Below are 12,234 nucleotides of genomic sequence, written 5' to 3' on the forward strand. Positions count from 1 at the left end.
GGCTTGAACAAAGATGGAAATATTTATATCGTAAATTGATGTTTAAAATAAACTAAATTACTAATTTTCGGCGGACTTTTTAATAGTTTCTCCGAAATCTAAACAGTTACATTATGAGTAAAAAGCTATTTTTATTATCAGTTCTTTTAGGGTTTTGTGTTGGTACTAATGCGCAGAAAGACGCAGAAGAATACACTACTGGACAACCCTCTATTACCATTACCACAACCAACTTAAAGAAGCAATGGCAGCTCACAGTGCTGTTTAATGACAAGAGCAAAACAAAGCCCTGGATTGACAGGAACAACAATGGCAAGTATGATGCGGGGGAGGAAAGTATAAAGAAGTATGGCATAACCCGCTTTAAGCGTACGCAACCCACTATAACTATATATGGCGATATGACTTTCTTTAGTTGCAATCTGAACGAACTGGTGTCTGTCGATGTTTCGAAATGCCCTGGCTTGGTTTCGCTATACTGCGAGGAAAACCAAATAGAGAAGTTGGACGTTAGCAAGAATACAAACTTGAAGAAACTGTATTGCCACACCAATAAATTAAGTGAACTGAAATTGCCTTCCACATCGGAAATAACAGAATTCTATTGTTTTAGAAACAGTTTGAATGAATTAGACCCAAGTGTGATGTCTAAGCTGCAAGAATTTTATTGTGGCGAAAACAATCTTACACAACTCGACATAACAAAGAATACGCAGTTAAGCCTGTTAGCCTGCAACAATAACAAAATTAAAACCATAGATATATCTAAAAGTCCGTTATTGCAAAAGGTATATTTGTTCGATAACGAAATAGAAACGGTGGACATTAGCAAGAATACTGCTTTAGCGGAGTTCCATTGCTATAATAATAAGTTGACGAACATAACCATTGGCGACAATATCGAACTTACAGCTCTGATTGTGAGTGATAACAAGTTGAAAGCACTTGATATAAGCAAGTTGGTAAATCTTACAGATTTGCAATGTGACAATAACCAACTTACTGAACTTGATATTGCAGCCAACCAAAAGTTAAGTTTCATATCTTGTTACAGCAACCAAATAGCTAACCCTGCCATGAAACGAATGTTGGTAAACTTACCCGATATGACGAGTGCCGATAGTAAAGGTGAAGTTGTGGTTGTAGACACGAAGGATGCTAATGAAAAGAACATTTGCTACAAAGTAGATGTAACTGGACTTATTAATGCCAAGAACTGGACAGCCTATGATTATCAGCAGGGATTGAATGACGGTCGTAACTTATACGAGGGCGAGAAGATGCCAGATGGTATTGAGCGTGTGGCAGCAGTAAAGATAAAGGTTAGCCCAGTTGTAGACAACAATGTGCTTACTGTGCAGCTGCCTTTAAGTATGGCGACTGCAACGGCTCGCATTTTTGGAACTAATGGTGCATTGCTTCGCACTGTGGCTTTGCATACAGCTGAAAATAAAATCGATGTTGCGGACTTTACTACTGGCGTTTATTTCTTGAATGTGAATGGTGAAACACAACGTTTTGTTGTAGAACGATAAAGTAAGTGCGTTTCTTGGTGAATTGTCCGAAATGTGTTATCTTTGCATATCGCTCAGAGAATATTTAAAAAGAAATATACGAAATGGACAACAATCAAAATCAACAGGGACAGCAGCTTCAGATAGACCTGAGTCCTGAAATTGCAAAAGGAATTTATACAAACTTTCAAATCATCTCACATTCAAGTTCAGAGTTCGTGCTCGACTTTATCAGCATGCTGCCAGGAGTACCAAAGCCGACAGTGGCAAGTAGGGTAGTGCTTGCGCCCGAACACGCAAAACGTCTTTTGGCTGCTTTACAAGAGAATATAGTTAGATATGAACAAGAGTTCGGAAAAATTCAAATGCCTAATCAGCAACCAAGAACAGCAACACCTTTCGGACCTGTAAAGAACGACGCATAAAAAGAATAAAACTATATATTGTTTTACTATCGCAATTATCCATATTTGTGGGTAGTTGCGATATTTTTTGTATAATGTTTTTAATTTAGAACTGACAATTGATTTTGGTACAGTAGGGAATAGGTGGAACCTTATTAGCAACGCCTAATGCTTACTCGCAACTCGAAAAGAACATATTAGGTAGTTAGAAAATCAATTAGATATTGGCTGCTCTTGTTTTAGATATCTATGACGTTCGTCTCAGATATCTATAATGTTTGTCTCAGACATCTATCAGTTGCGAATTAGATATCACAAAAAGCTACAACTCCTTAATTCCGCAACTAAACATGTAATTAGTTATTAATATATTTTATAAGTTTCTGAAAAACAATAAACTTTTCAGATTTTTGGCATCTGTATAATTCTCACTAATTTATGGACAAAACAATATAGCTAATGAACATTGCCAGCAATATGGAGAACGAATTAGAACTGTTGCGGTGTTAAGGATATTCTTTCTTTATACTCTAACCTGGTAAACTTTTGATATTTCAGTAACTTGCTCTTTCATAGATGTGAAGATACGAAAATTTTCTGAAAGGTGCAAGAAAAAACGCACTTCTTTATAGCCTTTTTACAAAGATTTTAGAGGAGAAAATGCAGACTGCTCAATACCACTGAATAGTTACTGGGAAAGTTCATCCCTATTACAAATGTTAATGCCAACTACCAATAGATTCTTTTGAGGTCTTAACGGTTATGTCTCTTCTTTTCTTTATTACATTCTTTAAATACTCCGCTGTTTCTTTTGGAGCGTCTTTTATGTTGAAACTATCTATTACAATCCATTTTCCATCAGTTAATAGATAGGTCTTGTAGACTGCGTTACTATTTGGTTGGAACTCATCTTCAGCAGTTTCCTTTATCATACTTTTTTTTATACTAATAGCGAAGATGTAATATAGCTCTTTTTTTCTATTGATATATCGTTCCATTTCTTTGGTGTATAGATGTATCAGTTCGCTATCCTTTCCTTTCCAGAATCCATTTTTATTATATACATCCCAATATTCACATTCTTTTTCTGTTTTTCCAAGAAAATAAACAGTATAGAAGTCCGTTGCATTTTCACCAGAGAAGTAAGGCAACATCGTCGCCTCACCGTCTGTTAACAATAGGGAAGATGTTCTGTTTTGCTTATTTAAAAAATCTATTTCCTTTTGACTTTCACGGCAAACGGATGTCAAGCTTATCAAAATCAGAGAAAATATTAAAGTTATATGTTTCATTTTTGCTGTATTTAATTTTTAAATTTTAATTCAAAAACATCAATCCAATTATTTCCAACAAGTTTTTGATACTATGATGAAGAACTTTACCATTTAATTTCCTTGGAATAAATACTTATAAAAGAGTTCTAATTCTTGTGTGTCCTGATCTAAAGTTCCCATTCTATTATAAATCTCTTTATATTTTGCTTCAACTCCCTTTATATTATTCAGCTTCTTTAATAAATACATTGCAACATAATCAGTATGCTTTATTAAGTATGCTTCATTATCAACCAGTAGAAACCAACTCTTTGCATAATCCACACTTTGTAATAACTCTGTCTGCCAATTCTTTCTATTCTCCAGTTTCGCAAAAGTAGAAAACCAAATAGAGAAACTTTTATTAAAATCGTTCAATGTTTGTTCGTATTCTTTGAAGAGTCGCCAGTCTGTTAATCCAAATACATCTTTGTTAGAAGTTCTTTCTTTGAAAATGTCATCTATTACTTTATCAGTGAAATTACTTGGGTATTTTATACCAGGATCCTTCAATACCTTTTTTAGAACATTATTCACACCAGTAGAAATACTTTTGTTTTGCAACTTAAGTTTAAGATGCAATGAAAAATGTGTCTTTAGATTTGTTACGCAAATCTCATAGATGTATAAACTGTCTCCATTTCTTTTCACAAACTTGTTTGGCATTTTCAATTTAAACCCATCTTGCTCGAAAGTAGATCTAATTGTTTCTACAATTTTGCTTATGATATCTTTCTTTTCCATATTCTATATACATTAATTTCTCATAATGTAACATTTCGAATTCTACATGGTATAGCAAAGATAACAATAAAAAATGAGAGAATCATCTCTTGTGATGGCATTTTTATGTGATGAACGAATTTAAGCGCGCAGGGGAGGATAAACTGGTAGATAGCCACCTGAATATTTGCAGTTGGAACGATGTTTATCAATACAGCGACATCATACTTGTTCTGTTTTGTGTTATAAGCTACTCTCCATACAAGTAAACACTGTTACATAAATTTATCCGCTTGGAAAAAGAAATCCTTTTTTACAATAGTAGACCGTGAGATTAACGATAGAAAACGGAGTGGACGGTTAAAAGTTTGTACTTAAACTTTCAATATTAGATTGCGGTAGAAAAGTACAAGTTGTATTTCTGAGATACTTAGAATGCTTTGCTTATTCGTTGGTTAGTTTTTAATTATTTTATGCAGTTTTCTGATATAAAAGACTATCTTTGTGGGGTAGAATAAATCTACTTATAGAAGTTAATCATAAATATAAATAGAAGAAGGTTATGAAAATATTGAAGCAGTTAGAAGCGATAATAGAAAAAGAAGGTTTAGATGAATCGGCTAAACAATTTTATTTGCGTGAAATATCTGAACTCGATAAAGAGAAACAACAAGAAATTATAAATCTTGTTGGAAAGATGGAAAATGCAGGATTTAAGAATAATTTTTCTAATGCCTTTAGTGAGGTAACAGAGAATATACCACAATTTGCCCGTATGACAGTCTTCAAAGAATTACATAAAATATCGAGAGACATAGATGCTAATTGTGATTATGCAGATGATTTAGATGATGATGGCGATTGGGATAAACTATTCGAAAAGTTTAAAAATAATTTCTCGCAAGAAGATGCAGAGAAGTTCTTACGTATTTACACTAAGGGTGTAGTTGCACGCTTTTATGACTTTTTAGAAGAAGGTAATCCGCGAGCAGAAGAAGATGATTTGAATTGGGTTTTGCTTGAAACCAAAGAAGATGGAAGTCATAACGAAAGAGTGATACAGGGCTTTTGGGAAAATGATTTTGAAGAAGATGACTTTGATTGGGAAAGAGAGGAAGACTAATTGTAGACGTTTATAATGGGAAGTTCGTAAAAGAAGATGGATATGTCTGCTGAAAATAAATACAAACATTAATTGTATATGGATTTTTCGATTGTAACAGATACGGCTGGCGCAAGTGTTTCTGAACTTGGATCTGCTTTAAGGGAATTGATTTCTTTAATCAAGAAAAACGACGTGGAGACTTAGGCGCTGCAAGAATTAAATCGTATTTTAATCCAGGTAATGTATTCTTGGTTCATATAAATAAAACTCAACTACGTGATTCTAAATATGGAACAAAAGAGAATCCTGTTCCTGCCTTTTGGTATAAATTCATCTCAGGAAGAGTTGAAAGACAAATAAAGAAAGATAATAATCCCTACGATCGCTCCACAAAGTCAATTCCTTACTTTGATGTTCAAGATAATGTTACAGCTGAAGAATATAAACTTTTCGTGGCGGAGTATCTTATTAGAATTCTTGATAAGAAAGAGCTGGAAAGATTATATGGAAATGAGGTACATAGTGAGAGGTGATACCAGAATTTTATAAATTATCTAACTAGTATAACCGATTGACTTAACTTATTGTCTTTGCCGGGAAAGATATTTATAAATGTGTTCTAATTCCTGAATATCTTTCTTTAACTCTCTAGATATTTGTTGAAAGATTATTAAATAGTAGGGTATATAGAGGACAGCGTATCTTCTGTTGCCTGCAAATAGTTTTATAAAGTCTTTGTTTATGGAAGATTTTACATTGACTTATATAGAATTGACACTAAAATTAACTGCTTTATATTTGTTATTTATGTTTAGACTTTGAGAAGTGCTTCTTATGGTTGATCCACACAATAAGCACGATAAGTAGCCAGCAGCCCACGAAAGCAAGCCACGCCCCCCAGTTGATAGAGAATACAGCTTCTTGAGTAAGTGCCGCTAATTCCGAAAAGCTTCCGCCCTGTTGCAGGAAGTTTATGAACATCAGAGCGAATAGTGATAGAAACGCATTTAAGAAAACAGATATTATCAACTTTAATTTCCACTTAAAGGAAGCTTTCTTGCCTCCTTCATTGAAGTAACCTTTCCCTATAAGGAATATTGAATATAAGGCAGGAACAAGAATTAAGATGATTCCGCCAGGAACGCCCCGAATATACCAGTTGAGTATAACTGTTTTTAGGGGTAAATAATGATTAGTAGCCACATAAAGCATAATCAATATTCCATAGGCTAACATCATTCCAAGCGAATATTTTAAAACTCCACTCTTTATTTTGTTCAAACAAAGCTTTTTGAAAGCCCATAATATGCTTACCCAAACTAACAGTAACAGTCCACCAAGCAGAAAAGCAATCGTATTATTCATACTTATCAATTTTCAATTAAAAAGCTGATTTTCACCAAACAAGTCCTCTATATAAAGGATTTTATATGTAAAGGTACGAAGAACTCTCTACTCCTACAACTTTTTCAGCCACTTTCTTAAACAGGACTCACGTATATATATGTTTAAAGTAATTCTAGGTACTTGTATCCAAGATTTTTATTTTAGAGAAATAGGCAAAAAAAATATTGTTAGATAGAGAAATTAAAAGTTAATGTATTGTAGCTATAGTTATATATTGTTAAATTACAAATATCATACTTTATTACTTCTATAATAATGAGTTGTTTTTTCAATAAAGTTTGTACCTTTGCACCTCGAAATACCTTTATGCCTCATAATACATTATAGAGGAGAAGGTTTAAGATATTGATAATAAATAAAATAAATAAATATAAAATAAAAAGTACAATTATGCCTACTATTTCCCAATTAGTAAGAAAGGGCAGAAAGGTGATTGTAGACAAAAGTAAGTCTCCTGCTTTGGATAACTGTCCTCAGCGTCGTGGAGTTTGCGTGCGTGTTTACACAACAACACCAAAGAAGCCTAATTCGGCAATGCGTAAAGTTGCCCGTGTTCGTTTAACGAATCAAAAAGAAGTTAACTCGTATATTCCTGGAGAAGGGCACAACTTGCAGGAACACAGCATTGTTCTTGTTCGTGGCGGTCGTGTAAAGGATTTGCCAGGTGTCCGTTATCATATTGTGCGCGGAACGCTTGATACCGCTGGTGTAGCAAGCCGTACACAACGTCGTTCTAAGTATGGGGCTAAGCGTCCAAAGGCGGCTAAGAAATAAAACTTCGGTTTCTTTTCCTCTATTAAATGAAGAGGAAAGAAACTTTGTAGAACAAAGTCTTTTAGTTTTTACAGTCGGTGATGGCTGGAAAAAAGGATTTAAAGAAAATAAAGTTTTGCTGGAGATTTGTTAATAACAGGTTGAGTAAATGCCCAAGTGTGAGTGTTGAAGAACGGAAAACGACAGCCTCCGCAGAATTACTAAATTTTAAATAAAAAAAATGAGAAAAGCAAAACCAAAGAAGCGAGTGATCTTACCAGATCCTAAGTTTAATGACCAGAAGGTCTCAAAGTTTGTAAATCATCTTATGTATGATGGAAAGAAGAACATTTCATACGAGATTTTTTATGCTGCTCTTGATATTGTAGATGGTAAAAATACAGATAAGGAGAAATCGGCATTGGAAGTTTGGAAACAAGCTCTCGATAATATTACTCCACAGGTAGAGGTTAAAAGTCGGCGTATCGGTGGTGCAACTTTCCAAGTACCAACTGAAATTCGCCCAGACCGCAAAGAAAGCGTGTCAATGAAGAATATGATAGCTTTTGCACGTAAACGTGGCGGTAAGAGTATGGCTGACAAACTCGCTGCTGAAATCATGGACGCATTCAACAATCAGGGTGGTGCTTATAAGCGTAAGGAAGATATGCACCGCATGGCAGAAGCTAACCGTGCATTTGCTCACTTCAGATTCTAATAACTAAAAGGAAATAAAAGAAAAAATGGCAAGTCACGATTTACATTTGACACGCAATATCGGTATTATGGCTCACATTGATGCCGGTAAAACAACTACATCTGAACGTATTTTGTTCTATACAGGTAAAACCCACAAGATTGGTGAAGTGCACGATGGTGCTGCAACAATGGACTGGATGGCACAGGAGCAGGAGCGTGGTATTACCATTACTTCGGCTGCAACTACCTGTAATTGGAACTATGATGGGAAATCATATAAAATTAATTTGATTGATACTCCGGGACACGTGGACTTTACTGCGGAAGTAGAACGTTCACTTCGTGTTCTTGACGGGGCTGTTGCAACTTATTCGGCAGCCGATGGCGTTCAGCCGCAGTCTGAGACTGTATGGCGTCAGGCTGATAAATATAACGTACCACGTGTTGGCTATGTTAATAAGATGGACCGTTCTGGTGCAGATTTCTTTGAAACTGTACGCCAAATGAAAGAAATTCTGGGCGCTAATCCTATTGCAATCCAAATACCAATCGGTGCAGAAGAAAACTTTAAAGGTGTAGTAGACCTTATTAAAATGAAAGCTATTCTTTGGCACGACGAAACAATGGGTGCTAAATATGATATCGAAGAAGTCCCTGCAGATTTGTTGGATGAGGCTAATGAATGGCGCGAAAAGCTTATCGAAGGTGCTGCAAACTATGATGACGAAGTAATGGAACTTTATCTTGAAGGGCAAGAGGTTCCAGAGGACAAGTTGATGGCTGCAATTCGAAAGGGGTGTATATCTATGGATTGCTGTCCTATGCTTTGTGGTTCTTCATACAAGAATAAAGGTGTCCAGACGTTGCTAGACTATGTTTGTGCGTTCTTGCCTTCACCACTCGATACAGTTGCTACGATTGGTGTAAATCCAGAAACAGAAGAAGAAGAGGAACGTAAAGCTAATATAAATGAGCCTACAGCTGCCCTTGCATTTAAGATAGCCACAGACCCATTTATGGGACGTTTAGTTTTCTTCCGCGTTTACTCTGGAAAGGTCATAGCCGGTTCGTATGTTTACAATCCACGTTCAGGTAAGAAAGAACGCATCAGTCGTTTGTTCCAAATGAATTCTAATAAAGAAATCGCAATGGAAACTATTGATGCAGGTGATATCGGTGCGGGTGTAGGTTTCAAGGATATCCGTACTGGTGATACTCTTTGTGATGAAGATCATCCGATTGTGCTTGAATCAATGACATTCCCTGATACAGTGATTTCTATTGCTGTTGAGCCTAAGAGTCAAGCCGATATAGCAAAACTTGATACAGGTTTGCAAAAGTTGGCTGAAGAAGATCCTACATTTACTGTACGCACAGACGAACAGAGTGGTCAGACCATCATCTCTGGTATGGGAGAGCTTCACCTCGACATTATTATCGACCGTCTGAAACGTGAGTTCAAGGTTGAATGTAATCAGGGCAAGCCACAGGTAAATTACAAGGAAGCTATAACAAAGGCTGCCCAAAGCCGTGAAACGTATAAGAAACAGTCAGGCGGTCGTGGTAAGTTTGCTTGTATTGATGTAACAATCGAACCCAAAGATGAAGATTACAAAGATGGCGATTTACAGTTCATTAATGTTGTGAAGGGTGGTAATGTGCCTAAAGAATTTATTCCTTCAGTTGAGAAAGGATTTAAAGATTGTCTAAGTAATGGTGTTCTTGGTGGTTTCCCACTTACAGGATTGAAGGTAACTCTGACTGATGGTTCTTTCCACCCAGTAGACTCTGATCAGTTATCTTTCGAACTGGTCGCACACCAAGCTTTCAAAAAGCTTTGTCCACAAGCTGGTCCTGTATTGATGGAGCCTATTATGAAAGTCGAAGTGGTAACTCCAGAAGAAAATATGGGTGATGTTATTGGTGATTTGAATAAGCGTCGTGGACTTGTTCAAGGTATGGAAGAGGCTCGCAGTGGTGCGCGTGTTGTAAAAGCAATGGTTCCATTGTCTGAAATGTTCGGTTACGTAACTGCCTTACGTACTATTACATCTGGTCGTGCAACATCATCAATGGAATATGATCACCATTCATCAGTTTCTAATAATCTTGCAAAAGAGATTCTTGAAGAACTACATGGCAACGCCGATCTTATAAAATAATGAGAAATCACTTTGAGAACACTCCCATAGCGAATGACTCTTATGAGGGTGTTCCTTTTAAGTGAAATAATAAATTTATAAATTCAAAAGTATATGAGTCAGAAAATTCGTATCAAACTAAAATCTTACGACCATCAGTTGGTTGATAAGTCGGCTGAAAAGATTGTAAAGGCTGTGAAGGCAACAGGAGCTATTGTTAGCGGTCCTATTCCATTGCCAACACATAAACGTATTTACACTGTAAACCGTTCAACATTCGTTAACAAGAAATCACGTGAGCAATTCCAACTTTCTGATTTCAAACGGTTGATAGACATCTACAGCTCTACACCGAAGACGGTTGATGCTTTGATGAAGCTTGAATTGCCTTCAGGGGTCGAAGTAGAGATTAAAGTGTAACATTTTAGTACGGATCAAAAGATTAATTATTTAAAATTTAATTGAAATGCCAGGATTATTAGGAAAAAAAATCGGAATGACTTCCGTTTTCAGTGCCGACGGTAAAAATGTTCCGTGCACTGTTATCGAAGCTGGTCCTTGTGTTGTTACTCAGATAAAGACTGTCGAAAGAGATGGTTATAAAGCTGTTCAGTTAGGTTTCGGGGAAGCTAAGGAGAAAAGGACCTCTAAACCTCAACAAGGACATTTTAAGAAGGCAGGGACAACACCAAAGAAGCACTTGGCCGAGTTCAAATTTGATGAGGAGTATAACCTCGGTGATACCATTACTGTAGAGTTATTTAGTGATGCTAAATTTGTTGATGTTGTTGGTACATCTAAAGGAAAAGGTTTCCAGGGAGTTATAAAACGCCATGGGTTTGGTGGTGTTGGTCAGACAACACATGGACAAGATGACCGTGCAAGAAAGCCAGGTTCAATAGGTGCTTGTTCATATCCGGCGAAAGTTTTCAAAGGTATGCGAATGGGCGGTCAAATGGGTGGCGATAGAGTTACGACCCAGAATCTCCAAGTATTAAAAATTATTCCAGAACATAATCTTCTTCTTGTAAAAGGTAGTGTAGCTGGATGCAATGGTTCAACCCTTATAATAAATAAGTAATGGATATTAACGTATTAGATATTAAAGGTCAGGAGACCGGCCGAAAGGTTACTCTTAACGAGAATATCTTCGGAATTGAGCCAAACGACCACGTGATTTATCTTGATGTAAAACAATATCTTGCTGATCAACGTCAGGGAACTGCTAAAACGAAGGAAAGAAGTGAACATGCTGGTTCAACACGTAAATTAGGTCGTCAAAAAGGGGGTGGCGGTGCACGCCGTGGTGATATAAATTCACCGGTCCTTGTTGGTGGCGGTCGTGTATTTGGTCCCTCACCACGTGATTATAGTTTCAAACTTAATAAGAAGGTCAAAGTGCTTGCTCGCAAGTCTGCGTTAGCATATAAAGCAAAAGAAGCGGCTATTCTTGTTGTGGAAGACTTCGATTTTGAAGTTCCGAAGACGAAAGAGATTTTAAATATTGCTAAAAATCTTAAAATAACTAACAGGAAGGTTCTCTTCATTTTGCCAAAAGCGCAAAATAATGTATATTTGTCAGCTCGTAATTTACAGAGGACTCAGGTTACAACCGCTATGCAAGTAAATACTTATGGTGTTTTGCATGCAGATGTGATTGTTGTTACTGAAAATTCTTTGAAGACGATAGATGAGATCTTAACCAAGTAAAAATAAGGAGACAGATTAAATATGGGATTTATCATAAAACCTGTGGTCACTGAAAAGATGAACGCTATTACGGAGAAGTCTTCTGTTGACAAGACTATTAAGGTAGCAAACGAAAGATCGGCTAAAAAACATAATGCAACAGCCGAGACTCGTAACTATATCGTAAAGAATAAACGTCATCCTGAAGGTCTTAAAAAAGAAAAGACTGTTTATACTTATGTAAAGCCTGCACAGCCTAGGTATGGATTTATTGTAAAGCCAGAGGCAAATAAACTCGAGATAAAAAAGGAAATTGAGAGTTTGTATAATGTTCATGTTCTTGAAGTTAATACCATTCGTTATGCAGGGAAGCGTCAGTCTCGTTATACGAAGGCTGGATTAGTACGTGGTAAGAAGAATGCTTTCAAGAAAGCTATTGTAACAATTAAGGCAGGCGAAGAAATAGATTTTTATAGCAATATTTAA

At 36.2% G+C, this 12,234-nt stretch carries 14 protein-coding genes; 11 read left to right on the forward strand and 3 right to left on the reverse strand.

The annotated features are described in order from the left end of the window. Nucleotides 1-113 precede the first annotated feature (113 nt). Together RDV52_RS05820 and RDV52_RS05825 are read left to right on the forward strand one after the other, a co-directional pair. Complete coding sequence (locus tag RDV52_RS05820) at nucleotides 114-1,535, forward strand: T9SS type A sorting domain-containing protein (protein WP_004366564.1); 1,422 nt, start codon at nucleotides 114-116, stop codon at nucleotides 1,533-1,535. Between the two features lie 83 nt (nucleotides 1,536-1,618). Next, complete coding sequence (locus RDV52_RS05825; RefSeq protein ID WP_004362517.1) at nucleotides 1,619-1,939, forward strand: DUF3467 domain-containing protein; 321 nt, start codon at nucleotides 1,619-1,621, stop codon at nucleotides 1,937-1,939. A 698-nt stretch (nucleotides 1,940-2,637) separates the two neighbouring features. Here the strand turns inward: RDV52_RS05825 and RDV52_RS05830 are convergent. Both RDV52_RS05830 and RDV52_RS05835 read right to left on the reverse strand, forming a co-directional pair. Then, nucleotides 2,638-3,210 carry a hypothetical protein gene (locus RDV52_RS05830; protein ID WP_004366563.1) on the reverse strand — a complete coding sequence of 191 codons (573 nt, stop codon included), beginning with the start codon at nucleotides 3,208-3,210 and terminating at the stop codon, nucleotides 2,638-2,640. Between the two features lie 93 nt (nucleotides 3,211-3,303). Continuing rightward, nucleotides 3,304-3,975: a hypothetical protein gene (locus RDV52_RS05835; protein WP_004366562.1), complete on the reverse strand. Its 672-nt coding sequence runs from the start codon at nucleotides 3,973-3,975 to the stop codon at nucleotides 3,304-3,306. Between the two features lie 110 nt (nucleotides 3,976-4,085). Here RDV52_RS05835 and RDV52_RS05840 point away from each other — a divergent pair, with 110 nt between their 5' ends. Continuing rightward, entirely contained in the window at nucleotides 4,086-4,223 is a 138-nt protein-coding gene (locus RDV52_RS05840; protein WP_004366561.1) for a hypothetical protein, read from the forward strand. A 293-nt stretch (nucleotides 4,224-4,516) separates the two neighbouring features. Further along, nucleotides 4,517-5,077 (forward strand): hypothetical protein, encoded by a 561-nt coding sequence (locus tag RDV52_RS05845; protein ID WP_004366560.1) that lies wholly within the window; start codon nucleotides 4,517-4,519, stop codon nucleotides 5,075-5,077. 783 nt (nucleotides 5,078-5,860) lie between these two features. Here RDV52_RS05845 and RDV52_RS05850 read toward each other — a convergent pair. Beyond that, nucleotides 5,861-6,424, reverse strand: a complete 564-nt coding sequence (locus RDV52_RS05850; RefSeq protein ID WP_004366558.1) for a hypothetical protein — start codon at nucleotides 6,422-6,424, stop codon at nucleotides 5,861-5,863. A 432-nt stretch (nucleotides 6,425-6,856) separates the two neighbouring features. Between RDV52_RS05850 and rpsL the strand changes: the two genes are divergently transcribed. From rpsL to rplW, 7 genes are all read left to right on the forward strand, one after another. Further along, on the forward strand, nucleotides 6,857-7,240 hold the full coding sequence (gene rpsL / locus RDV52_RS05855; RefSeq protein ID WP_004362526.1) for a 30S ribosomal protein S12: 384 nt from the start codon (nucleotides 6,857-6,859) through the stop codon (nucleotides 7,238-7,240). Nucleotides 7,241-7,460: 220 nt separating this feature from the next. After that, a complete protein-coding gene (gene rpsG / locus RDV52_RS05860) occupies nucleotides 7,461-7,937 on the forward strand; it encodes a 30S ribosomal protein S7 (RefSeq protein WP_004362527.1) in 477 nt (158 codons plus the stop codon). A gap of 25 nt (nucleotides 7,938-7,962) precedes the next feature. Then, on the forward strand, nucleotides 7,963-10,080 hold the full coding sequence (gene fusA, locus RDV52_RS05865; protein ID WP_004366555.1) for an elongation factor G: 2,118 nt from the start codon (nucleotides 7,963-7,965) through the stop codon (nucleotides 10,078-10,080). 93 nt (nucleotides 10,081-10,173) lie between these two features. After that, nucleotides 10,174-10,479 (forward strand): 30S ribosomal protein S10, encoded by a 306-nt coding sequence (gene rpsJ / locus RDV52_RS05870; protein ID WP_004357736.1) that lies wholly within the window; start codon nucleotides 10,174-10,176, stop codon nucleotides 10,477-10,479. 46 nt (nucleotides 10,480-10,525) lie between these two features. Continuing rightward, nucleotides 10,526-11,140, forward strand: a complete 615-nt coding sequence (gene rplC / locus RDV52_RS05875; RefSeq protein ID WP_004362529.1) for a 50S ribosomal protein L3 — start codon at nucleotides 10,526-10,528, stop codon at nucleotides 11,138-11,140. After that, nucleotides 11,140-11,769 (forward strand): 50S ribosomal protein L4, encoded by a 630-nt coding sequence (gene rplD / locus RDV52_RS05880; protein ID WP_004362530.1) that lies wholly within the window; start codon nucleotides 11,140-11,142, stop codon nucleotides 11,767-11,769. Before rplC ends, rplD begins: the two co-directional genes overlap by 1 nt. A gap of 21 nt (nucleotides 11,770-11,790) precedes the next feature. Continuing rightward, a complete protein-coding gene (gene rplW, locus RDV52_RS05885; protein ID WP_004366552.1) occupies nucleotides 11,791-12,234 on the forward strand; it encodes a 50S ribosomal protein L23 in 444 nt (147 codons plus the stop codon).

Source organism: Prevotella nigrescens (assembly GCF_031191185.1).
In the GTDB taxonomy this organism is placed as follows: domain Bacteria; phylum Bacteroidota; class Bacteroidia; order Bacteroidales; family Bacteroidaceae; genus Prevotella; species Prevotella nigrescens.

What these genes read in the sequence shown, in the direction of transcription:
- rpsJ (WP_004357736.1), top strand. Translation starts at nt 10,174, where the DNA reads ATGAGTCAGAAAATTCGTATCAAACTAAAATCTTACGACCATCAGTTG.
- rpsL (WP_004362526.1), top strand. Translation starts at nt 6,857, where the DNA reads ATGCCTACTATTTCCCAATTAGTAAGAAAGGGCAGAAAGGTGATTGTA.
- rplC (WP_004362529.1), top strand. Translation starts at nt 10,526, where the DNA reads ATGCCAGGATTATTAGGAAAAAAAATCGGAATGACTTCCGTTTTCAGT.
- RDV52_RS05850 (WP_004366558.1), bottom strand. Translation starts at nt 6,424, where the DNA reads ATGAATAATACGATTGCTTTTCTGCTTGGTGGACTGTTACTGTTAGTT.
- RDV52_RS05830 (WP_004366563.1), bottom strand. Translation starts at nt 3,210, where the DNA reads ATGAAACATATAACTTTAATATTTTCTCTGATTTTGATAAGCTTGACA.
- RDV52_RS05835 (WP_004366562.1), bottom strand. Translation starts at nt 3,975, where the DNA reads ATGGAAAAGAAAGATATCATAAGCAAAATTGTAGAAACAATTAGATCT.
- RDV52_RS05845 (WP_004366560.1), top strand. Translation starts at nt 4,517, where the DNA reads ATGAAAATATTGAAGCAGTTAGAAGCGATAATAGAAAAAGAAGGTTTA.
- rplD (WP_004362530.1), top strand. Translation starts at nt 11,140, where the DNA reads ATGGATATTAACGTATTAGATATTAAAGGTCAGGAGACCGGCCGAAAG.
- rplW (WP_004366552.1), top strand. Translation starts at nt 11,791, where the DNA reads ATGGGATTTATCATAAAACCTGTGGTCACTGAAAAGATGAACGCTATT.
- rpsG (WP_004362527.1), top strand. Translation starts at nt 7,461, where the DNA reads ATGAGAAAAGCAAAACCAAAGAAGCGAGTGATCTTACCAGATCCTAAG.
- RDV52_RS05825 (WP_004362517.1), top strand. Translation starts at nt 1,619, where the DNA reads ATGGACAACAATCAAAATCAACAGGGACAGCAGCTTCAGATAGACCTG.
- fusA (WP_004366555.1), top strand. Translation starts at nt 7,963, where the DNA reads ATGGCAAGTCACGATTTACATTTGACACGCAATATCGGTATTATGGCT.
- RDV52_RS05820 (WP_004366564.1), top strand. Translation starts at nt 114, where the DNA reads ATGAGTAAAAAGCTATTTTTATTATCAGTTCTTTTAGGGTTTTGTGTT.
- RDV52_RS05840 (WP_004366561.1), top strand. Translation starts at nt 4,086, where the DNA reads ATGAACGAATTTAAGCGCGCAGGGGAGGATAAACTGGTAGATAGCCAC.